This window comes from Simplicispira lacusdiani, assembly GCF_003604195.1.
Taxonomy (GTDB): Bacteria; Pseudomonadota; Gammaproteobacteria; order Burkholderiales; family Burkholderiaceae_C; genus Simplicispira; species Simplicispira lacusdiani.
In genome coordinates, this window is sequence record NZ_QXGR01000001.1 from 118,413 (window position 1) to 140,684 (window position 22,272).

The window sequence follows — 22,272 nt, forward strand, 5'->3', positions numbered from 1 at the left end:
CCTATACTGCTGCGGGCACCCTGCCCCGAAGAGCCGGTTCATCGGCCTTTTCCCTTCGCTTTCGCGGGAGGTATCGTGGATCGACTCCAATTCTGCGCGACGCTCCTGGGCGGCATGGCGCTGGCGGCGCTGCCACGGGTGGCGCTTCCCCAGACGCCACGCAGCCTCCGGCTGGACACACCCACCGCCGTCGACATGGCCGGCCGCCTGCGCATGCTCTCGCAGCGCAGCACCAAGGCCTACCTGCAATGGGGCCTGTCCATCGCGCCGGAGGGCGCCCGCGCGCTGCTGCGGGACTCGGTCGAACGCTTCGATGCCCATCTTGCCGCGCTCAAGACCTTCCAGCCCACCCCCATGGTGCAGGCCAGCCTGCCGCCGCTGGAAACACGCTGGACCGACTTCAAGGCGGTGCTCGCGGGCCTGCCCAGCCGCGACGGCGCGGCGGCGCTCTACGATGCCAGCGAACTGCTGCAAAGCGCCGCGCACCGGACCACCGTGGCCTACGAAAACACCACCGGCTCGCCGCTGGACCACCTGGTCGGCATCGCCGGGCGCCAGCGCATGCTGTCGCAGCGCATGGCCAAGTTCTACCTCTACCGCGCCTGGACGCTCCATGACGCACCGGCGGACATGGAGCTGCACCTGAGCCGCGCGCATTTCACCGCCGTGCTGACCCAGCTGGAAAGCTCGCCCCGCGTGGCCCCACCCGCCAAGGCCGCCGCCACGCGCGTGCGGCACGCCTGGGAGCCATACCAGAACGCCCTGTTCACCCACAAGGACCCGGCGCTGCTGCGCCAGGGCGCCGTACTCATGGCCGAAGAAAGCGAGCGCATCCTGGCCGCCACGGAAGAGCTGGTGGGCCTGCTCGTGGCCCAGGCCCAAGGGCAGCCGCTGTAGCCCCGGCGCCTGGACCAACGCCCGCCACCGAGCGGCAGCGGGCGTTCCGGTGGCACGCTCGGCTTACTTGGCCAGCGCGCTCAGGCGCACTTCCTTGATCTTGCCGGACTCGACCACGGCCACGCGGGTGTTGGCCGTGGTGCCGCCGCGCTCGTTCACGCCGTCGATGTCGTGCGGGTTGTGCGCGTCGGGCAGGGCCTTGAAGGCCTTGTCGAGGTTGGCGCGGATGGCGGCGGCATCGGTGGCGCTGCCGGCCATTTGCATGGCCAGGGCCGTGGCGTGCACCGCCGTGTAGTTCAGCGACACCTCGGAACTCGGGTCGCGGCCCGGGTTGAGCTTGCGGTAGCGCTCGACGAAGGCCTTGGTGATCGGCGAGCTGTCCTCCACCACGGGCAGCACGCCGATGGAGCCTTCCAGGGGGCCGTAGCCGCCCGTGATCTTTCCGATCTCGTCCATCTTGGCCTGGTCGATGATGACGAAGCCGCCCTTGAAGCCCAGTTCGCGCGCCTGCTTGACCACCAGGCCCGTGGGCTCGGAGGCGCCGCCGATGAACAGCACGTCGGGCTTGGCCGCCAGCACGCGGCTCACGCCGCTGTAGAAGTCGGTGGCGCGGTTGTAGGACATGGGGTTCTCGGCCACCACCTTGCCGCCGGCCGCTTCCCAGGCCGGCTTGAAGGCCGCCGTCCAGGCCTTGGCGTAGTCGTGGTCGGCATTGGCCACGGCCATGGTCTTGCCATACTTGCCCATGGCATGGCCCACGAAGGGCTTGATGTAGGAGGTGAACTCGGGCGGAATGCGCAGCGTGAGCTTGTTGCCCTTCTCGGTGATCTGCGGCACGCTGGTGTAGGACAGCAGCAGCACTTTCTGCTGCTCGTTGATGGCTTGCACGGCGAAGCTGCCACCCGAGTGCGGCACCAGCACGGCGGCGGCCTTGTGCTCCTGCACCAGGCGCTGGGTGTTGATGGCGGTCTCCGACGGGTTGTACTTGTCGTCGAGCGCGACGATCTCGAACTTGACCTTCTTGCCCGCCACGTCCAGGCCGGCCTCGTTGATTTCCTTCACGGCCATTTCCATGCCGCTGAGCACGTTCTTGCCGTACAGCGCGGCGCCGCCGCTCAGGGGGCCGGAGTAGCCGATCTTCACGACCTGCTGGGCCATGGCCGGGGCGATGCCCAGCAGCGTCGCGGCGAAGGTGCTGGCGCACAGGCGGAGGATGGTCTTGCGTTTCATGCTGTCTCCTTGGAGTGGAAAAAAAGAGGTGTCACGCGGTTTTGAGCCGTCTTGTTTGTTCATTGCACCGCGCGGCCCAGGCCAGGGCCACCGCGCAAGGGCCGCCCCGCCGCGCGGGTGGCGTCCCCCTTCCCCGCGTCGCGCAGCGATGCGAGAGAGAAGGGGGAAGCGGCGTAGCCGCTCAGGGGGTTGGCCCTCATCTCAAGCGCCGATGTAGGCTTTGCGGACCGCTTCGTTGTTCATGAGGCTTTCGCGGTCGCCTTCCATGACGATGCGCCCGCTCTCGATGACGTAGGCGCGGTGCGCGATCTTCAGCGCGGCGAAAGCGTTCTGCTCGGCCAGCAGCACCGTGGTGCCGGCCTGGTTGATGCGCTGGATGACCTCGAAGGTCTGCTTGATGACCAGCGGCGCCAGGCCCAGCGAGGGCTCGTCGAGCAGCAGCACCTTGGGACGGCCCATCAGCGCGCGGCCGATGGCCACCATCTGCTGCTGGCCGCCGCTGAGCGAGCCGGCCGGGTCGTCCTTCTTCTGATCGAGGATGGGGAACAGCGCCAGCACCTCGTCGAGCCGCTGGCGGTTGCCGGCGTTGTCGGCGCGGTGCACGTAGGCACCGAGCATGAGGTTCTTCAGCACCGACATGCCGGGGAACAGCTTGCGCCCCTCGGGGCATTGCACCACGCCGTGGGCGACGATCTGCGAGGGCTTCATGCCCACGAGATTGCGGTCGCCGTAGCGGATGCTGCCACCCGCCGCCTTGTGGATGCCGCTGATGGTGAGGAAGATGGAACTCTTGCCCGCGCCGTTGGCGCCCAGCAGCACCACCAGCTCGCCCTGGTCGGCGTGCAGGCTCACACCGTCGAGCGCCGTGAAGCTGCCGTAGTTCAGCGATACGTTCTCAAGCGTCAGCATGCTCGCTCCCCAGGTAGGCATCGATCACGGCCGGGTTGGCGCGGATCTCGGCGGGCGTGCCCTCGGCGATCTTCTCGCCATAGCTCAGCACGAGGATCTTGTCGGCCAGGCTCATGATCATGTTCATCTTGTGCTCGATCAGGCACACGGTCAGTCCGCTCTGCACCATCTTGCGGATGAGGTCGGCCAGGCCCTGCGTTTCATCGGGGTTCACGCCGCCGGCGGGTTCGTCGAGCAGCACCAGGCGCGGGCCGGTGGCCAGGGCCAGCGCGAAGGCCACGCGCTTGCGCTCCTCCTGCGAGATGTCGCCCGCCATGCGGTTCTCCAGGTGCGACAGGCCGACGAAGTTCAGCGCGTCGCGCGCCTTCTCGCGGCAGATGCGCTCCTCCTCGCGCAGCAGGCTGGAGCCGCGCAGCACGTCGAGCAGGCCCGAGCGGGTGCGCAGGCGGTGGCCGACGATGAGGTTGTCGAGCACCGAGGCCATGTCGAACAGCGCCGTGGTCTGGAAGGTGCGCGCAACGCCCAGGCGCGCCACCTGGTCGGTGCGCAGCGAGGTCACGTCCTGGCCTTCGAGCGTGATGGTGCCCGAGGTCGGGCGGTGCACGCCGCTGATGAGGTTGAAGAACGTCGTCTTGCCCGCACCGTTGGGGCCGATGATGGCGTTGATCTTGCCCGCCTCGATGGTGGTGCTGACGTCGTTGACCGCCGCCAGGCCGCCGAAGCGCTTGGTCAGGTGTTCAATCTTGAGCATGCGGGACTCCTTGCGCGGCGCGGCGCGCGCGCCAGCCCAGATAGCTGCCCACGATGCCGTGCGGGACGAAGATCACCAGCAACACCAGGATGGGCCCGAAGACGAGGAAGCGGTACTCTTGCAGGAACTGCAGGTACTGCGTGAGCCAGGGCATGGCCAGCGCACCCAGCAGCGGCCCGAGCAGCGTGCCCAGGCCGCCGATCAGCATGTACATGGTCATGTCGAAGGTGTGCTCCACCCCGGCCACGCCCGGGCCGATGAAGCGCACGTAACCGGCGTACAGGCCCCCGGCCATGCCGGCGTAGAACACCGACAGCATGAAGGCCAGCGTCTTGTTGCGCATGAGGTTGATGCCCAGCGACTCGGCCAGCTCGTCGCTGTTGCGAATGGCCATGAAGGTGCGGCCCAGCAGCGAGTTGACGATGCGCCGCATGGCCCACAGCCCCAGCACCAGCCAGAAGAACACCAGGTAGTACAGCGCCAGCGGGGTGTCGAAGCGGACCGCCCCGATGGGCTCGGGCGCCGGGATGCCCATGATGCCCACCGTGCCGTGCGTCAGGCCCTCCCACTTCTCGATCACCAGGAACATGATGTAGCCCACGCACAGCGTGAAGATCGAGAAATAGTGGCCCTTGAGCCGCAGCGACAGGATGCCGATGAAGTAGCCGAGGAACGCCGTGACCACGCCCGACAGCGCGAACGCGCCCCAGAACGACCAGCCATGGTCCACCGTGAGAATGCCCACGGTGTAGGCGCCCACCGCCATGAAGCCCGCGTGCGCCAGGTTGAACTGCCCGGTGTAGCCGGTGATGAGGTTCAGCCCGATGGTGGCGATGGCGAAGATGTAGGCCGTGCCCATCACCGTGAGGTGGTAGTCGTTGCCCGTGAACTGCGGGAACAGCAGGCCCGCGGCCAGCAGCAGGGCCCAGCCCAGCTTGCCTTCGAGATATGCCATGGTCAGCGTGCTCCCTTGGTGAACAGGCCCTGCGGGCGCAGCGACAGGATGAACACCAGCAGCACGAAGGCGATGATGTCCTTGTAGTCGGTGGAGATGTAGAAGGCGCCAAAACTCTCGGCGAAGCCGATGATCAGCCCGCCCAGGATGGCGCCGGGCACGCTGCCCATGCCGCCGAGGATGATGATGACGAAAGCCTTGGTGATCACCAGGTGGCCCATGGCCGGGTACACGAGGTTGATGGGCGCGTACAGCGTGGCCGCCACGGCGGCAAGCACGCCCGAGATGCCGAAGGTCAGCATGGCCACGCGGTTGGCGTCGATGCCGACCAGCGAGGCGCCATCGCGGTTCTGCGCCATGGCGATGATGGTCGAGCCCATCACGGTCCGGGTCAGGAACAGGTGCAGCACCACCATGAGCGCGAACGCGGCGGCGATGATCAGCAGGCGCTGCACGGGCGCCGTGACGCCGGCCAGGTCGATGATGCCGGTGTAGGGCGTCTGCATGCGGTGGAAATCGGCGCCCCACAGGGCCTGGGCGGCCGCTTCCAGGAACAACAGCATGCCGATGGCCGCGATCATGGGGTGCAGGCCCGAGGCGTTGCGCAGCGGGTGGAACACCAGCCGCTCGGCCAGCACCGCGACCAGCGCCACGCACAGGGCCGCGCCGCCCATGGCCAGCCAGTAATTCCAGCCCCAGGCCGACATGAGGTGGAAGGACACGAAGGCGCCGAACATGTAGAACGCACCGTGCGCGAAATTGGGCACGTGCAGGATGCCGTACACCAGCGTGAGCCCCAGGGCGACGAGGCCGTAGATGCCGCCCAGGGTCAGGCCGTTGAGGACCTGCTGCAGGAACATCTCCATCAGCCAGCCCTCCTGGCCGCCGCCGCCCTAGAGCCGGGCATGTGCCGGCCAGCGCGCGCGCATCCGTCCGCGCGGGCCCCGGTCACCGGGTCCGGATGTTTCTGCATGGTCTCGCTCCTGTCAGAGTTGCATTGCGCGGCTTGGATTTGCGTCAATCTCCTTCCGCGAAACCACGGAAGGGCATGAAATCCAGGCAGCGAGCGCAGCTTACTGGCCGGGCAACCAGCGCGGGCCCGCTATTCCGCCATGCAGCACAACATCAGGGAAAACACCCACGGTATGCCGCCCTTCGAAGTCACATAGATGACTTTGCCAGGAGTTGGCGGCTGTTGAGATCCGGCAACGCGAAGCCTCGCGCCGATGATTCCGCTAGGCAGAATCACTGCCACACCCACTCACTGCGGCGGCACCACGCCACCCGGCCCGTCGCCGGGGGCAGCGGCGGCGGCACGGAAGCCCCGGCCCTGCACGACCACCGGCATGCCCACGTCCACCGGTTCGGCACGCTGGAACTGGCGCACCGAGCCATCCTGCATGCGCACGCGCACCTGGTACACCGTCCGGGTGCGCGTGTTCTGCTCGACCCTGTGGCCCACATAGCCCCCGCCGACGGCCCCCAGCACCGTGGCGGCGGCGCGGCCCGAGCCCTTGCCCACCTGGTTGCCCACGACGGCGCCCAGCACGCCGCCAGCCACGGCGCCCACGCCCGTGGCCGGCGCGGCCTGCTCGACCGCCTGCACCGACTCGACCCATCCGCAGTTCGCACAGGACACGCCGCGCGCTCCGCCAGGGGCCGGAGCGGCCACGGCGCGGGAGGGCGCCGGATCGGCCCGCAGGGGCTGCAGTGGAACGGGCCGCGCACCGATGCCAGGCGTGGGCGCGGGCCGCGCCCGGGGTTCGGAGCCCCTGCGCTCGTCGATGATCTCGGCTTCCGGCGTGCGCGGCACGTTCGCCACAGGGGATTCCACCGGGCCGCGCTGCTGCATGGCCAGGGCGCCCCCCAGCGCCAGCACCACGGCCCCCAGCACCCCGACGGCCGCCCAGAGCCAGCGCTGCGGCACGGCGGAGGGCGGGACTGCGCCAGGGGCGGAAACGGACGCGGGGGCGGGGGTGTTCATGGTTCTTCCTTGCTGTGGTGGGTGCCGGCCACCCTGCGGTGGACAGCCGGGCAGCACGGTACACAGCCCTCCGGCCCGGCTTGTACGCATTGGTAAGCAAGTGCGGGCGGCACAGCGGCGCCCCGCCGCGCGCTCCAGGGAGCCGCGCCGCCGCAAGCCACGAAAAATCACCCTTTGATGCTATCTTTTATATAGCTATTGGCGCAATACCAGAAAGCCTTGGAGGCCATTTTTACCTGCAATTACAGTTGCCGGCACTCAGGCGCGCTGGCGCAGCCACTGCACCAAGTCCGCCTCCGGCATCGGGCGCGCGTAGAGGTAGCCCTGGGCGGCATCGCAGCGCTCCCCGGCCAGCACGGCCCATTGACGCTCGGTCTCCACCCCCTCGGCGATGGTCACGAGCCCCAGGCTGTGGCCCAGCGCGATGACGGCCCGGCAGATGGCCGCGTCGTTGGGATCGACGAGGATGTCGCGGACAAAGGACTGGTCGATCTTGATCTGGTCGAGCGGCAGACGCTTGACGTAGTACAGCGAGGAATAGCCGGTGCCGAAATCGTCGAGCGAAAAGGTGACGCCCATGCCCTTGAGCGCCTGCATGGTCGCGATGGTCTGCTCGATGTTGTCCACCAGCATGCTTTCCGTGATCTCCAGCTTGAGGCGCGCCGGGTCGATGCCCGTGGCCCGCAAGTGGGCCTGGATCTCGCTGACGAACCGGGCCTCGCGGAACTGGCGCATGCTGACGTTGACCGCGATGCTCAGCTGCGCGGTCAGCGGGTCGGCCTGCCAGGCACGCAGGGTGCGGCAGGCTTCGCCCAGGACCCAGTGGCCGATGGGCAGGATGAGCCCGGTTTCCTCGGCCAGCGGAATGAAGTCCAGCGGCGGCACCCGGCCCCGGTTCGGGTTGTTCCAGCGGATCAGGGCCTCGACCCCCACGCAGCGCCCCTGCGGGTCCACCTGGGGCTGGTAGTGCAGCACCAGCTCGCGCCGGGGCACGGCATGGCGCAGCTCGGTTTCCATCAGCGCGCGCGCGGCGATCCGCGCCTGGATGGCCGGATCGAAGAAGCGCAGCGTGTTGCGCCCGCCCGCCTTGGCCTGGTACATGGCCAGGTCGGCGCGCTTGAGCAGCTCGTCGATCGGCACGCCCTGGCCCAGGAACAGGGTAATGCCGACACTGGCCGTCCCCTGGTGCACCACCGGCCCAAGGTCGCAGGGCTCGGCCAGCCGGGCGACGATCTTGCTGCCCACCATGTCGGCCTGGGACACGGCCGTTTCGAGGTCCTCGTCCAGTTGCTGGATCAGCACCACGAACTCGTCGCCCCCAAGGCGGGCCACGGTGTCGCCCTCGCGCACGCAGGCGCTCAGCCGGCGCGCGGTCTCGACCAGCAGGCGGTCGCCCACCTCGTGGCCCTGGGTATCGTTGAGGTTCTTGAAATGGTCCAGGTCGAGGTACAGAACGGCGCGGTATTTGCCGCTGCGCGAACTGGCCGCCATGCTCTGCTGCAGCCGGTCGAGCAGCAGGCGGCGGTTGGGCAGGCCGGTGAGCGGGTCGAAGAAGGCCAGGCTGTAGGCCTCCTCTTCGGCCTTCTTGCGGTCGGTGATGTCGCGCCAGACGCAGTAGAGCGCCTCGTGCCCTTGCAGGTCGAGCCGCGCCAGCGTGACCTCGACCGGGAAGCGGGAGCCGTCGGCGCGGCAGTGCACCCACTCGAAGCGGGCCACGCCCTGCTTCATGGCCTGCTGCATCATCTCCTCGGCCTTCTCGTACGAGGGCCGGCCATCGGGCTGGAACTCGGGCGAGAGGCGCGAGGGGTGCTGCAGGATCTCGTCGCGCTGGGTGTACCCGAGGAGGCTGACCGCCGCGTGGTTGCAGTCGGTGAAGACGCCATGCTCGATCAGCCAGCAGGGGTCGGGGGAGTTGTCGAACAGGTCGCGGAAGCGCTTTTCGCTGTGGCGCAGCTCCAGGGTGCGCTCCTGCAGTTGCTGCGCGACCCGGGACAGCCGCCGCCCTTCCAGCAATTGGGCCAATGCGGCGCAGAACGGCGGCAGCAGAGCCTCCCAGGCGGCGAACGCCCGGGCATCGGTCACGCGCAGCGAAAGCGCCCCGTGGCTGGAGCCTCCGGCAACGAGGCCGAAATCCCGGAACGGGGCGCCGCGCGGCGGCAGCCCCGCAGGCAGCAGGGCCGCTGCGTCCACCCCGGGCAACTGGCCCAGCGCCTGCGCCAAGCCGGGGCCCAGGGCCTCGTCGGACCAGGCGGCGACGGCGGCCAGCAAGCCCATGAGCCGCCCCGCCAGGGCTGTCGCGCCACCGTCCTCGTGATCCGTCATGCACCGCTCCATGCGGTCAACCCGCGTGTAAACCAGTCTGTCTCCCGGGCCGGGCAACGTCAATCCCGCACATCCCCGGGGCCCACATGCGGGATTGTGCGCCAGCAAACGCCACTGCGCGGCCGCACCCCGGCCCGGCCCGTTCGGGCGCCCCACCCTGGCGCGCGAACGGCCAGCGCACCGCCTGCCGCCTTACACTCTGCGCTCAGTGGGTTCAGCCCTTACCTCAGGACTTTTATGCAGATTCGCTGTGCACTGGTCGGCATGCCCGGCTCGGGCAAATCCACCGTTGGCCGGCAGCTGGCGCAACGCGCCGGGGTTCCCTTCATCGACCTGGACCACCGGCTGGAGCAGGCCATTGGCACCACCATCCGCAGCTTCTTCGAGGCCGAGGGCGAGGCGCGTTTTCGCGAGCTGGAGTCGGAAATGCTGGCCGAGGTCGCCCGCGAACCCGGTGGCATGGTGCTCTCCACCGGCGGCGGCGCGGTGCTGCGCGCCGAGAACCGCGAGGTGCTGCGCCAGTTCGGCCCCGTGCTTTATCTACGCGCCTCGCCCGAGGAAATCTTCAAGCGCGTGAAACACGACCGGACGCGCCCGCTGCTGCAGGGCGGCAACCCGCTGGAAAAGCTGCGCGACCTCTATGCCCAGCGCGACCGCCTGTACCGCGAGACGGCGCACTTCGTGATCGAGACGGGCCGCCCCACGGTGCACACCCTGGTCAACATGATCATGATGCAGCTGGAGATGGCGGACAACGTCGCCGCGTCTCACGCTCCCTGATCACCCCCCTGTTCCAGCGCGCGCAGGCGCCGGTACAGGGTGCGCGGGCTCACGCCCAGGGCATGCGCCTGCTGGCGGCGGGTGCCGGCACTGGCCTGCAGCGCGGCGCGCAGGGCCGCGTCCTCCATGCCGCGCAGGCTCGCGGCCGCCCGCCCCGTTCCCGGCCCCAGGCCCCGTGGCGGCGCGGCCTCCGTGCCGGCCAGGGCGCGGTCGAACGCCAGGGCACGCTCCACGGCCTGGGCGCTGACCACCGGGCCGTCGGTCAGCAACGCGGCGCGTTCCAGCACGTTGCGCAGCTCGCGCACGTTGCCGGGGAAGGGGTGCTGCGCCAGCCGGCGCAGGGCGGCCGGCGCCAGGGCCAGGCGGCGCCCGGGGGCCACGCGCTCCAGCAGCGACGGGGCCAGCAGTGGAATGTCCTGCACGCGCTCGCGCAGCGCGGGCAGCACGATGGGGAAGATGGCGAGACGGTAGTACAAGTCTTCCCGGAACCGCCCCTGCGCCACCATGGCGCGCAGATCGCGGTGCGTGGCGGCCACCACGCGCAGATCGGCGCGGCGCAGCTCGGTCTGGCCCACGCGGCGGTAGGTGCCGCTCTCCAGCAGGCGCAGCAGCTTGACCTGCATGGTCAACGGAATGTCGCCCACTTCGTCCAGAAACAGCGTGCCGCCGTGCGCGGCCTCCACCAGCCCGGCGCGGGCGGTGTGCGCGCCGGTGAAGGCGCCGCGCTCATGGCCGAAGAGCTCGCTTTCGAACAGCGTCTCGGGCAGACTGGCGCAGTCCACCGCCACCAGCGGCCGGCCCGCGCGGGGGCTGGCCTCGTGCACGGCGCGCGCCGCCAGCTCCTTGCCGGTGCCCGACTCCCCCAGCAGCAGCACGCTGGCCTGCGAAGGGCCCACGCGGGCGATCAGCTCCAGCACCGTCTGGAATGGCGGCGAGCGGCCGATCATGCCGCCCGCCACGGCGTCGCCCACACCACCGCCCGCCCGGCCCTGGGCCATGGGCAGCGGTTCCATTTTTTCCAGGAAGTACTGGGCCTGGCCGCCGGCATCGCGCAGGGGCAGCAGTTCGATCTGCACGTAGTCCTCGCCGCGCGGCGTGTGGTGCAGGTGCAGCACGCGCTCGCGCTGGCCGCTTTGCAGTGAGCGTGCCAGCGGGCAGGTTTCTCCCGCCTGGTCGCAGGGCACGGACGAGTGGTGCGACACCTCGTAGCAGGTACGCCCCACCACGGGCGCGCCCTGCGCATACTGGCGCCGGTAGGCGGCGTTGGCGGCCACGATGCGGTAGTGGCGATCGAACAGGATGTGAGGCTCGGGCAGCGCGTCCAGGTAGGCGGCGAGATCCGGACCGGGCGGTGGCGGGGTGTCAGGCATGGATGCGGGCGAGGCGAAGGAACGGGATCAGTGTGCCACATGCGCCACATATGGCAGCACATGGCACCCATTGGCAGCACCCTGACACCACTTCAATGGGTGGATGTCACGCACCGAAGGTGCCAAGCCCTTGTTTCTGCAATGGTTTTTCAGCCGCGCGGGCCACGCTGCGGCTGGCATGACTCTTGATTAAGAGCAAGACACATTGACCACCGCGCCCCACCCACGCGCCGCCCCATGACCACGCCCGACCCCACCCCCACGCCGCCGCAGCAGGTGATCCAGTTTTACCAGCCCAACCCCAAGGTTTACACGCGCTCCATCAGCGGCGTGTTCACCCGCTGGCGCTGGGCCCTGGTGTTCCTGACGCAGGCCGTGTTCTACCTGCTGCCGTGGCTGGAATGGGGCCAGCGCCAGATGGTGCTGTTCGACCTGGGCGCGCGGCGCTTCTACATCTTCGGGCTGGTGCTGTACCCGCAGGACTTCATCTACCTGACCGGGCTGCTCATCATCTCGGCGCTGTCGCTGTTCCTTTTCACCGCCGTGGCCGGGCGCCTGTGGTGCGGCTTCGCCTGCCCGCAGACGGTCTACACCGAGATCTTCATGTGGATCGAGCGCCAGATCGAAGGCGACCGCAGCGCGCGCCTGCGCCTGGACAAGAGTCCGTGGACCTGGGAAAAGCTGCGCAAGAAGACGCTCAAGCAACTGGCCTGGCTGACCGTGGCGCTGTGGACCGGCTTCACCTTCGTCGGCTACTTCGTGCCCATCCGCGCGCTCGGCGGCGAGCTGCTCGCGCTGCAGGGCACCTGGCAGATCTTCTGGGTGGGCTTCTATGGCTTCGCCACCTACGGCAACGCGGGCTACATGCGCGAGCAGGTGTGCAAGTACATGTGCCCCTATGCGCGCTTCCAGAGCGCCATGTTCGACAAGGACACGCTGATCGTCAGCTACGACCCGGCACGCGGCGAGCCGCGCGCCCCGCGCAAGAAGGACGTGGACGCCAAGGCCCAGGGCCTGGGCGACTGCATCGACTGCAGCCTGTGCGTGCAGGTGTGCCCCACCGGCATCGACATCCGCAAGGGCCTACAGTACGAATGCATCGGCTGCGGCCTGTGCGTGGACGCGTGCAACTCCGTCATGGACAAGGTGCAGTACCCGCGCGGGCTGATCCGCTTCTCCACGCAGAACGCCGTCAACCACCGCTGGAGCCCGGCGCAGATCGTGCGGCGCGTGCTGCGCCCCCGGGTGCTGGTCTACACCACCATCCTGCTGGCGCTGTGCATCGCCATGCTCGCCAGCCTGGTCACGCGCACGCCGCTGAAGGTGGACGTGGTGCGCGATCGCGCGGCGCTCTCACGCATCGTGCCCGGCGGCAAGCTGGAGAACGTGTACCGGCTGCAGATCATGAACGCCACCGAGGGGCCGCAGCGCTACCGCATCACGGCGCGGGGCCTGCCCGGCTTGGCGGTGGCCTCCGAGGCCGAGGTGGACATCGGCCCGGCCGAATCGCGCTGGGTGGTGGTGCAGTTGCAGATCCCCTTCGGCGCGGCGGCCCCAGGCTCGCACGCAGTGCACTTCGACGTCGAGGCGCTGGGGCGCGAGGCCGCCCATGTGAGCGAGAAGACGGTGTTCCTGGTGCCGCGCTGAGATCGACGCGTAACCAGCCCCGTGGCCCACAGCAAAAAGGCTCCGCACGCGGAGCCTTTTTGCATGAAATCAGCCTTCAAAGCCCGCAGGACAAGCGCCATTAGCTCATATTTTGATAGCAAGCATCAGAGATTGGGCGCCAGCAGCCGCACCAACGCGCCTTCCTCCATGCCGCGCCGTGCCGCCATGTCTCGCACCTGGTCTTCGCCGATCTTGCCCACGCTGAAATACGTGGCTTCGGGATGGCCAATGTAGAAGCCGCTCACGCTGGCGGCGGGCGCCATGGCCAGGCCTTCGGTCAGTTCCATGCCGATCTCGCCGCACTGCAGGTGCGCGAACAGGGCGCGCTTGGCGCTGTGGTCGGGGCAGGCCGGGTAGCCGGGCGCGGGGCGGATGCCCTGGTACTGCTCGGCGATCAGTGCCTCGTTGCTGAGCTGCTCGCCGCTGGCGTAGCCCCACAGGTCGGTGCGCACGCGCTGGTGCAGGCATTCGGCGAAGGCCTCGGCCAAGCGGTCGGCCAGGCTCTTGAACAGGATGGCCGAGTAGTCGTCGTGCGCGGCCAGGAACTCCTGCTCCTTCTTCTCCACGCCCAGGCCCGCCGTGACGGCGAACAGGCCCGCGTAGTCGGCGATACCGCTGTCCTTGGGCGCCACGAAGTCGGCCAGGCAGCGGCTGGGGCGCATCACGCCATCGACCGCGTGCTTCTCGGTCTGCTGGCGCAGGCCGTACCAGGTCAGCGCGACCTGGCTGCGGGTGTCGTCGGTGTAGAACTCGATGTCGTCGCCCACGCTGTTGGCGGGCAGCAGCGCCAGCACGCCGCTGGCCTGCAGCCAGCGGCCTTCGATGATCTTCTTGAGCATGGCCTGGCCGTCGGCGAACACGCGGCGCGCCTGCTCGCCCACCACCTCGTCCTGCAGGATGGCCGGGTAGGCGCCGGCCAGGTCCCAGGTCTGGAAGAACGGGCCCCAGTCGAGAAAGGGCACGAGTTCGGCGAGATCGAAATTCTTGAACACGCGGCGGCCCAGCGCGCGCGGCGCGGTGGGGCGGTGCGCGGCCCAGTCGATGGCGGTGCGGTTGGCGCGGGCCTTGTCCAGCGGCCACAGCGGCACCTGCTTCTTGTTGGCGTGCTGGCTGCGCACATTGTCGTAGTCGGCCTGCACCTCCTGCACGAAGCTGGCGGCGTTGTCGCCCAGCAGGCTCTGCGCCACGCCCACGCTGCGCGAGGCGTCGGGCACGTAGACCACGGGGCCTTCGTAGTGCGGGGCGATCTTCACGGCGGTGTGCACGCGCGAGCAGGTGGCGCCGCCGATGAGCAGCGGGATCTTCTTGATGCGGAAATGCTCGTCCTTCTGCATCTCGCCGGCCACGTACTGCATTTCCTCCAGGCTGGGCGTGATCAGGCCCGACAGGCCGATGATGTCGGCCCCTTCCGCCTTGGCGCGCGCCAGGATTTCGTGGCAGGGCACCATCACACCCATGTTCACCACCTCGAAGTTGTTGCACTGCAGGACCACGGTGACGATGTTCTTGCCGATGTCGTGCACGTCGCCCTTGACGGTGGCGATGACGATCTTGCCCTTGGTGCGCACGTCGCGCCCGGCGGCCTCGTCCTGGCGCTTCTCCTCCTCGATGTAGGGGATGAGGTGCGCCACGGCGAGCTTCATCACGCGCGCCGACTTCACCACCTGGGGCAGGAACATCTTGCCCTGGCCGAACAGGTCGCCCACGATGTTCATGCCGTCCATCAGCGGGCCTTCGATCACATGCAGCGGGCGGCCGCCCTTGGCCACGATCTCGCGGTAGGCTTCCTCGGTGTCCTGGGTGATGAATTCGGTGATGCCATGCACCAGCGCATGGCTCAGGCGCTCGCCCACGGTCTTGGGAGCCTCGGGCGTGCCGCGCCATTCGAGCTTCTTGCTGTCGTCCTTGGCGGCCCCCTTGGCGCTCTCGGCGATCTCGACCAGGCGCTCGCCCGCGTCGGGCCGGCGGTTGAGCACCACGTCCTCCACGCGCTCGCGCAGCACCGGGTCGAGGTCGTCGTACACGCCCACCATGCCGGCATTGACGATGCCCATGTCCATGCCCGCCGCGATCGCGTGGTACAGGAACACGGTGTGGATGGCTTCGCGCACCGGGTCGTTGCCGCGGAAGCTGAAACTGACGTTGCTCACGCCGCCCGACACCTTGGCGCCCGGCAGGTTCTGCTTGATCCAGCGCGTGGCCTCGATGAAGTCCACCGCGTAGTTGTCGTGCTCCTCGATGCCCGTGGCGATGGCGAAGATGTTGGGGTCGAAGATGATGTCCTCGGGCGGGAAGTCCACCTCGTCCACCAGGATGCGGTAGGCGCGCGCGCAGATCTCGGTCTTGCGCGCGAAGGTGTCGGCCTGGCCCTTTTCGTCGAAGGCCATGACCACGGCCGCCGCGCCGTAGCGCTTGACCAGGCGCGCCTGGCGCTTGAACTCCTCCACGCCCTCCTTCATCGAGATGGAATTGACGATGCCCTTGCCCTGCAGGCAGCGCAGGCCCGCCTCGATGACCTCCCACTTGGAGCTGTCCACCATGACGGGCAGGCGCGCGATGTCGGGCTCGGAGGCCATCAGGTTGAGGAAGCGCACCATGGCGGCCTTGCTGTCGAGCATGGCCTCGTCCATGTTGACGTCGATGACCTGGGCGCCGTTCTCCACCTGCTGGCGCGCCACGGCCAGGGCCTCTTCGTACTGGCCGTTGAGGATCATGCGCGCGAACGCCTTGGAACCGGTGACGTTGGTGCGCTCGCCCACGTTGACGAACAGCGTGCCGGCGCCAATGGAGACGGGCTCCAGGCCCGACAGCCGCATGGGAGGAAGGGAAAGATCAGACATAGGCCCACCTGTGCAAAAAACCGGGAAACAGGTGAGCGTCGTTGCGATTCGAAAAGACAGTCCAAGCCTGACGGCCTCTGGCGGCCGCTGCAACGCTCCTTGGACGAGCCCGGATTTTACCGGCGATTGCCAGCCCGGCGCCCGGACCGCGCCGATAGCGGGCGCGGCTGCCAGGACATGGGGCCGCGCGCGGCGGCTCCCGGGCCAGATCGCGCACGGATTCTTGGGGCAAAATGCGCGCTACCTCTTGATACAAATCACCCGCTCCCGGTGCGCCCTCGCGCCGGCATGTCTGGCGCCCCGGCCCTGCGCAGGACAGCAACCATGAGACCCTGCCATGCACGATGACCCCCGCGGCCAAGCAGATGGTGCCGACATCCAGGACCCGCCGCAACGCAACGGCCTGCTGCGCCGCCTCCTGCGGCTGCTGACCTTCGTGGACCTGCCGATCAAGCAGAAATTCCTGCTGCTGACCCTGGGCACGCTGTTCTGGTTCGGCTCCATGGCCATCGTCACGGTGTTCGCGCTGACCGCCATCCAGTACAAGTACCACCAGGTGGCCGAGCAGATCATTCCACACGACCAGGCCACGCGCGAGGTGCTGGCGCACCTGCAGAACCTGGACCGCGACCTGCAGTTCAGCATGCACACCGAACCAGGCTCCGACCTGCTGGCGCTGCAGTCGATCCGCGACCACGTCAAGGCGATCCGCGCCGTCAATGCCCGGCTGAGCCTGCGCCAGACGGCCGTCTCGGGCAGCCTCGTCGAGAACCTGCTGCGTTCCATGGCCAAGTCCAGCCCGGAAAGCCTGGAATACCTGCGCGACATCATGGTCCTGACCGACCGCATCGACCAGGCACTCGACAGCTACACCACCGCGCGGCGCAAGCCACCGCGCGGCGGCGAGGCCGAAGTCACCGCCGCCGCCTTGGACACCGCGCGCGCCCGCGTGGCCGATGGCATCGCGCTGACCCTGCAGCACAGCAAGAGCGTGACCGAATCGTATGGCGACATCAACAACGCGATCTACCAGATCATCCGCGAATCGGTGAACGCCATCCTCGTCGTGCTGCTGATCGCATCGACGCTGCTGTTCTTCTTCGTGCGCTGGATCATCGTGGCCTTCCAGCGCCCCATCGCGGCCATCATCCGGCAGATCGACTCGCTGAGCACGGGCGACATCAACCTGGCCAAGAAGGTCGCGATCAAGTCGCAGGACGAGATCGGCACGCTCTCGAAGAAGTTCAACACCCTGGTCGACAGCGTCTATGGCATGACGATCTACAAGAAGGTGATCGAGGACGACGCCGCGCTCGACGACGTCTACCACCGCCTGGGCGACGTGTTCGAGAACGAGCTGGGCATCCGCGAATACACCATCTACGATGTCAACGCGCAGAAGAAAGCCATGCGCGTGGCCCATCCGCCGCTCGTCGGCGATGCCATGCTGCACTGCGACGCCGACATCCTGAGCGACTGCTCGCAGTGCCGCGCTGTCAAAACGGGCGGCAAGGTCTCCTCGTTCGAGTTTCCCGGCGTCTGCCGCCGCTTCGTGCCCGAGGCCGGCATGGGCCATATCTGCATCCCGCTGGTGGCCGGCGGCATCGCCGGCGGCGTGGTGCAGCTGCGCTTCGCCGCGGACCCGCAGGGCACCATGCGCGACCCCACGACCCCGCAGAAGTTGTTCAACGCCGAAACCTACATCAACCAGTCGCTCTCGGTCATCGAGGCCAAGCGCCTGATGCAGACACTGCGCGAATCGGCCATGGTGGACCCCATGACCGGGCTCTACAACCGGCGCTTCCTGCAGGACCACACGGCCCAGATCATCAGCGGCGTGCTGCGGCGGCGCACCCAGATCGGCCTGCTGGTGTGCGACATCGACTACTTCAAGCAGGTCAACGACACGCACGGCCACGACGCGGGCGACCTGATCCTGCGCGAGACCGCCCTCGTGCTCAAGAGCGCGGTGCGCGAATCCGACATCGTGATCCGCTTCGGCGGCGAGGAATTCCTCGTGCTGCTGATGGACGTGCAGCCCGACGATGCCCTGCTGGTGGCCGAGAAGATCCGCCAGGCCATCGAGGCGATGAAGATCACCGTGGGCGACAAGGTGCTGCAGAAAACCATCTCGATTGGTGTCGCCGAGTTCCCGGGCGACACCGACGGCTTCTGGCAGGCCATCAAGTACGCCGACGTGGCGCTCTACCGTGCCAAGGACCAGGGGCGCAACCAATGCGTGCGCTTCGCGCCCGATATGTGGCAGCACGGAGACTTCTGACAACCCCCTGTGGCGCTGCGCGCCTTCCCCCTTCTCTCGCAGCGCTGCGCTTGCGGGAAGGGGGACGCAGCCCTCGCTGCGGGGCGGCCCTTGCTCGGCTGCCCTGGCTTGGGCCGCACCCAGGCAGCAGCCATGGCGATAGCCGCCTGACGCGCCGCCTCACGCCGCCGAGGCAGGCAGGCCGAACACCCGGTCGAAGCTCCAGTTGAAGACGAAGGTGTAGCAGAGGAAGAACACCACCAGGCCCAGGTCCATCACCAGGGCCTGCCACAGGCTCACGCCGAACCACCAGGCGAACAGCGGCACCAGGATGAACACCAGGCCGCCCTCGAAGCCCACGGCGTGGGCGATGCGGCGGCGCAGGCTGCGGCCGCGCACTGCCTGGCGCGCTTCCCAGCGCTCGAACAGCGTGTTGAAAACGATGTTCCAGGCCACCGCGATGGCCGAGGACGCCACCGCCATCACGCCAGCATGGGCCGTGCCCTGGTCCGAGAACTGGGCCAGTCCCAGCGTGGCCACGGCGATGGCGATCAGCTCGTAGATGGTGACGTAGACGACGCGGCGGCGCGCGCCGTGGAGGCCGGGAATGAGGGCGGGAGACTGCATGGCGCCCAATTTATAAGCATTCGACTGATAATTGAAGTCAGCTTATTTCAATATTTCTGACAGATGGCCTTCACCTCCGACAGCGTGCACCTGTTCCTGGCCGTGCTGGACCACGGCTCGTTCTCCGCAGCGGCGCGTGCGCTGGGCCGTGTGCCTTCGGCCGTGAGCATGGCCATGGGCCATCTGGAAGCCGAGCTGGACATGCCGCTGTTTGATCGCGGCGGACGCGAGCCCCGGCCCACGGCGGCGGCGCGCGCGCTCGAACCCCAGGCGCGGCTGCTGGCCGCGCAGTTGCGCCAGCTCAACGCCCAGGCGCTGGCGCTCACGCAGGGGCTGGAGGAACGGCTCACGCTGGCCATCGCCCCCGAGCTGCTGGCCGCGCGCTGGACTGCGCCGCTGGCCGCGCTGGCGCACGAGTTCCCGCTGCTGCAGGTGGAAGTGCTGGCCGCGCCGCAGGCCGACGCGCTGGCCCTGCTGCACGCCGGGCGCGCGCAACTCGCGCTGGTGTTCGAGCGCCCCAGCATCGACGGGCGCGAAGGCTTCCAGGAGATGGGCAGCGAAACCCTGGTGGCCGTGCTGGCGCCCGACCACCCGGTGCTACAGGCCGCGCGCGCCGCCGCCGTGGCGCGCGGCGAGCCCCCCGAGGCCGCACGGCTGCGCGAGGAGCACCTGACCACCACGCGCCAGATCGTGGTGGCGGGGCGCGACCCGCTGCAGCGCGACCCGCGCTTTGAATTCGCGCGCCATGGCTGGCGCACCGACAACCATGTCGCGGCACTGCGCCTCATCGAGGCCGGGCTGGGCTGGGGCTGGCAGCCGCGCGCGCTGGTGGCCGCGCACATCGCCGCCGGCACGCTGGTCGAGATGCCGTTCGAGAACCTCAGCAACGGCGCGCGGCTGTGGGTGGACCTGGTCTGGTCCAAGGAGCGCCCGCTGGGCCTGGGCGCGCGCCGCTGCATCGCGCTGATGGCGCAGGCCGGCCCGGATGGGGCATGAAATAGGCCACAAAGCCCATCCAAAAAGCGCTAGCAGCTACAAATAACATAGCAACCCACTGCACGGGTTCTGGCGCTAAGCTTGGGCCATTGCCTTCCGGAGGAACCCATGGCCCAACCGTTCGAGAGCAACAGCAAGGACCTCGCTCAGCGCTGGGCGCGCTGGCAGCCCGGCACTGCCGGCCACGATACCGACAGCCGCGCCGACGGCCCGCCCGAGCGGCGCAAGGCTGGCAAGCGCCGGACGGTTTCTCTCAAGGACTTCGACCCCTCGGCCAAGCCCTTCTCCCTCGGCGACAAGGCCCAGGACAAGGCCGTGGTGGAGTCGCTGGCGATGGAACTCGACGAGCTGCAGAACCTGTTCTACGCCGACAAGCGCCACAAGCTGCTGGTGATCCTGCAGGGCACCGACACCTCGGGCAAGGACGGCACCATCCGGGGCGTGTTCGGCCGCATGAGCGCGCTGGGCGTGCACACCGTGGGCTGGAAGGCGCCCACCGAGGCCGAGCGCGCGCACGACTACCTCTGGCGCATCCACCAGCAGGTGCCGGCGGCCGGCGAGATCACCATCTTCAACCGCAGCCACTACGAGGAGGTGCTGGTGCCGGTGGTCAACGGCTGGATCACGCCCGAGCAGCACCACCAGCGCTTCGGCCACATCAACGACTTCGAGCGCATGCTGAGCCAGACGGGCACCACCGTGCTCAAGTTCCTGCTGCACATCGGCTTCGACGAGCAGCGCCAGCGCCTGCAGGAGCGCCTGGACGACCCGACCAAGCACTGGAAGTTCGCCATGGGCGACATCGAGGCACGCAAGCAATGGCCGCAGTACCAGAAGGCCTACGAGCAGTTGCTGGCGGCCACGCACACCCCCTGGGCGCCCTGGACCATCGTGCCCGCCAACTCCAAGACCCACCGCAACCTGATGATCGCCACCGTGCTGCGCGAGGTGCTGCGCAACCTCGACCTGCGCTACCCGCCGGGCGACCCGGCGCTGGCGCATTTCACGGTGGAATGACCCCGTCGCCGCCAGGGCCACGTTATGCGCCAAACGCATAATTTCGTAACACACCGGCCTTGGACAGCCCACCAGCACACACCTATCCTTCGCGGCTTGCATTGATCCCACAAGGAAACAAACCGCTATGTCGCATCCCACCGGAACGCCCGGCCACGCCGCCAGCATCCATACCCTGCCGTCGTACCTCGACCCGCAGCACCTCGGCCCCTGGGGCATCTACCTGCAGCAGGTCGACCGCGTCACCCCCTACCTCGGCCACCTGGCCCGCTGGGTCGAAACGCTCAAGCGCCCCAAGCGCGCGCTCATCGTGGACGTGCCGATCGAGCTGGACAACGGCACCATCGCCCACTTCGAGGGCTACCGCGTGCAGCACAACACCTCGCGCGGCCCCGGCAAGGGCGGCGTGCGCTTCCACCAGGACGTGACGCTGTCGGAAGTGATGGCCCTGTCGGCCTGGATGTCGATCAAGAACGCGGCCGTGAACGTGCCCTACGGCGGCGCCAAGGGCGGTATCCGCGTCGACCCCAAGAAGCTCTCGATGGGTGAGCTGGAGCGCCTGACGCGCCGCTACACCAGCGAGATCGGCATCATCATCGGGCCCTCCAAGGACATCCCCGCGCCCGACGTGAACACCAACGGCCAGATCATGGCCTGGATGATGGACACCTATTCCATGAACGTGGGCTCCACCGCCACCGGCGTGGTCACCGGCAAGCCGGTGGACCTGGGCGGCTCGCTGGGCCGCGTCGAGGCCACCGGCCGCGGCGTGTTCACCGTGGGCGTGGAAGCCGCCAAGCTGACCGGCCTGCCGATCGAAGGCGCCCGCCTGGCCGTGCAGGGCTTTGGCAACGTGGGCGGCACCGCCGCCAAGCTGTTCGCCGACGCCGGCGCCAAGGTGGTGGCCGTACAGGACCACACCGGCACCATCTTCAACGGCAAGGGCCTGGACGTGCCCGCCCTGCTGGCCCATGTGCAGGCGCGCGGCGGCGTGGGCGGTTTCGCCGGTGCCGACACCCTGTCCAACGACGAATTCTGGGCCGTGGACTGCGAGATCCTGATTCCCGCCGCGCTGGAAGGCCAGATCACCCAGGACAACGCGGGCAAGATCAAGGCCAAGATGGTGATCGAGGGCGCCAACGGCCCCACCACGCCCGAGGCCGACGACATCCTGCACGACAAGGGCGTGCTGGTGCTGCCCGACGTGATCGCCAACGCCGGCGGCGTGACGGTGAGCTACTTCGAATGGGTGCAGGACTTCTCCAGCTTCTTCTGGAGCGAGGACGAGATCAACGCGCGCCTGGTGCGCATCATGCAAGAAGCCTTCGCCGGCGTCTGGCATGTCGCCCAGGAACACAAGGTGAGCCTGCGCACCGCCACCTTCATCGTGGCCTGCCAGCGCATCCTGCACGCCCGCGAAATGCGCGGCCTCTACCCCTGAGGCCTGCCATCCCCCGGTAGCCACCGGCCCCACCCGGGCCGGTGCCGCCAAGCAACCGCCAGTGCGCCGCGACCCGGCCCTGGCGGTTTTCTTTTGCGCCATGCTGTGGCGCGCGGACGACGCGGCGGTGCCTGCCTGCGCCGTTCACGGACGGAATCCGACCGCACAGCCAGGGCGGAAACACCCGGATACGCGGCCATACAACTGGTGATGGTTCGCCCGCGC

17 protein-coding genes and 1 riboswitch are annotated in these 22,272 nt (G+C 68.5%); of the genes, 7 read left to right on the plus strand and 10 right to left on the minus strand.

The window, feature by feature from the left end; translation table 11 throughout:
• Positions 1-75: 75 nt before the first annotated feature.
• Positions 76-897 carry a type IV pili methyl-accepting chemotaxis transducer N-terminal domain-containing protein gene (locus tag D8S75_RS00545; protein ID WP_157982571.1) on the plus strand — a complete coding sequence of 274 codons (822 nt, stop codon included), beginning with the start codon at positions 76-78 and terminating at the stop codon, positions 895-897.
• Between the two features lie 63 nt (positions 898-960).
• Here D8S75_RS00545 and D8S75_RS00550 read toward each other — a convergent pair whose 3' ends face one another.
• The 7 genes from D8S75_RS00550 to D8S75_RS00580 form a co-directional block, all read right to left on the minus strand.
• On the minus strand, positions 961-2,127 hold the full coding sequence (locus tag D8S75_RS00550; RefSeq protein WP_119963987.1) for an ABC transporter substrate-binding protein: 1,167 nt from the start codon (positions 2,125-2,127) through the stop codon (positions 961-963).
• A gap of 201 nt (positions 2,128-2,328) precedes the next feature.
• Positions 2,329-3,036 (minus strand): ABC transporter ATP-binding protein, encoded by a 708-nt coding sequence (locus D8S75_RS00555; protein WP_119963988.1) that lies wholly within the window; start codon positions 3,034-3,036, stop codon positions 2,329-2,331.
• The gene (locus D8S75_RS00560) at positions 3,023-3,787 is read right to left on the minus strand and encodes an ABC transporter ATP-binding protein (protein WP_119963989.1); all 765 of its coding nucleotides are present in this window, start codon (positions 3,785-3,787) and stop codon (positions 3,023-3,025) included. The genes D8S75_RS00555 and D8S75_RS00560 overlap by 14 nt, the downstream gene beginning before the upstream one ends.
• Complete coding sequence (locus tag D8S75_RS00565; RefSeq protein ID WP_119963990.1) at positions 3,774-4,742, minus strand: branched-chain amino acid ABC transporter permease; 969 nt, start codon at positions 4,740-4,742, stop codon at positions 3,774-3,776. The genes D8S75_RS00560 and D8S75_RS00565 overlap by 14 nt, the downstream gene beginning before the upstream one ends.
• Before the next feature lie 2 nt (positions 4,743-4,744).
• Positions 4,745-5,608 carry a branched-chain amino acid ABC transporter permease gene (locus D8S75_RS00570; RefSeq protein WP_119963991.1) on the minus strand — a complete coding sequence of 288 codons (864 nt, stop codon included), beginning with the start codon at positions 5,606-5,608 and terminating at the stop codon, positions 4,745-4,747.
• Positions 5,609-6,003: 395 nt separating this feature from the next.
• Complete coding sequence (locus D8S75_RS00575; protein ID WP_119963992.1) at positions 6,004-6,726, minus strand: outer membrane lipoprotein; 723 nt, start codon at positions 6,724-6,726, stop codon at positions 6,004-6,006.
• A 258-nt stretch (positions 6,727-6,984) separates the two neighbouring features.
• A complete protein-coding gene (locus tag D8S75_RS00580; protein WP_157982572.1) occupies positions 6,985-9,048 on the minus strand; it encodes a putative bifunctional diguanylate cyclase/phosphodiesterase in 2,064 nt (687 codons plus the stop codon).
• A gap of 237 nt (positions 9,049-9,285) precedes the next feature.
• On the opposite strand from D8S75_RS00580, the gene D8S75_RS00585 reads away from it, so the two are divergent.
• On the plus strand, positions 9,286-9,828 hold the full coding sequence (locus tag D8S75_RS00585; protein ID WP_119963994.1) for a shikimate kinase: 543 nt from the start codon (positions 9,286-9,288) through the stop codon (positions 9,826-9,828).
• Here D8S75_RS00585 and D8S75_RS00590 read toward each other — a convergent pair.
• The gene (locus D8S75_RS00590; protein WP_119963995.1) at positions 9,816-11,198 is read right to left on the minus strand and encodes a sigma-54 interaction domain-containing protein; all 1,383 of its coding nucleotides are present in this window, start codon (positions 11,196-11,198) and stop codon (positions 9,816-9,818) included. The two genes, D8S75_RS00585 and D8S75_RS00590, sit on opposite strands and share 13 nt — an antisense overlap.
• A 237-nt stretch (positions 11,199-11,435) precedes the next feature.
• On the opposite strand from D8S75_RS00590, the gene ccoG reads away from it, so the two are divergent.
• Entirely contained in the window at positions 11,436-12,845 is a 1,410-nt protein-coding gene (gene ccoG, locus D8S75_RS00595) for a cytochrome c oxidase accessory protein CcoG (protein ID WP_119963996.1), read from the plus strand.
• 125 nt (positions 12,846-12,970) lie between these two features.
• On the opposite strand, the gene metH is transcribed toward ccoG, so the two are convergent.
• Positions 12,971-15,706, minus strand: coding sequence for a methionine synthase (metH, locus tag D8S75_RS00600; protein ID WP_119963997.1), 2,736 nt, complete (start codon positions 15,704-15,706; stop codon positions 12,971-12,973).
• Between the two features lie 26 nt (positions 15,707-15,732).
• A riboswitch (S-adenosyl-L-homocysteine riboswitch) is annotated at positions 15,733-15,813 on the minus strand.
• A gap of 230 nt (positions 15,814-16,043) precedes the next feature.
• On the opposite strand from metH, the gene D8S75_RS00605 reads away from it, so the two are divergent.
• Complete coding sequence (locus tag D8S75_RS00605; protein WP_119963998.1) at positions 16,044-17,987, plus strand: diguanylate cyclase; 1,944 nt, start codon at positions 16,044-16,046, stop codon at positions 17,985-17,987.
• A 159-nt stretch (positions 17,988-18,146) separates the two neighbouring features.
• On the opposite strand, the gene D8S75_RS00610 is transcribed toward D8S75_RS00605, so the two are convergent.
• The gene (locus D8S75_RS00610) at positions 18,147-18,593 is read right to left on the minus strand and encodes a PACE efflux transporter (RefSeq protein WP_119964363.1); all 447 of its coding nucleotides are present in this window, start codon (positions 18,591-18,593) and stop codon (positions 18,147-18,149) included.
• 63 nt (positions 18,594-18,656) lie between these two features.
• Between D8S75_RS00610 and D8S75_RS00615 the strand changes: the two genes are divergently transcribed.
• The 3 genes from D8S75_RS00615 to D8S75_RS00625 all read left to right on the plus strand — a co-directional run bounded on the left by D8S75_RS00615 (position 18,657) and on the right by D8S75_RS00625 (position 22,047).
• The gene (locus D8S75_RS00615) at positions 18,657-19,589 is read left to right on the plus strand and encodes a LysR family transcriptional regulator (RefSeq protein ID WP_119963999.1); all 933 of its coding nucleotides are present in this window, start codon (positions 18,657-18,659) and stop codon (positions 19,587-19,589) included.
• 108 nt (positions 19,590-19,697) lie between these two features.
• The gene (locus D8S75_RS00620) at positions 19,698-20,606 is read left to right on the plus strand and encodes a PPK2 family polyphosphate kinase (protein WP_119964000.1); all 909 of its coding nucleotides are present in this window, start codon (positions 19,698-19,700) and stop codon (positions 20,604-20,606) included.
• Positions 20,607-20,733: 127 nt separating this feature from the next.
• Positions 20,734-22,047, plus strand: coding sequence for a Glu/Leu/Phe/Val family dehydrogenase (locus D8S75_RS00625; protein WP_119964001.1), 1,314 nt, complete (start codon positions 20,734-20,736; stop codon positions 22,045-22,047).
• Positions 22,048-22,272: the final 225 nt, after the last annotated feature.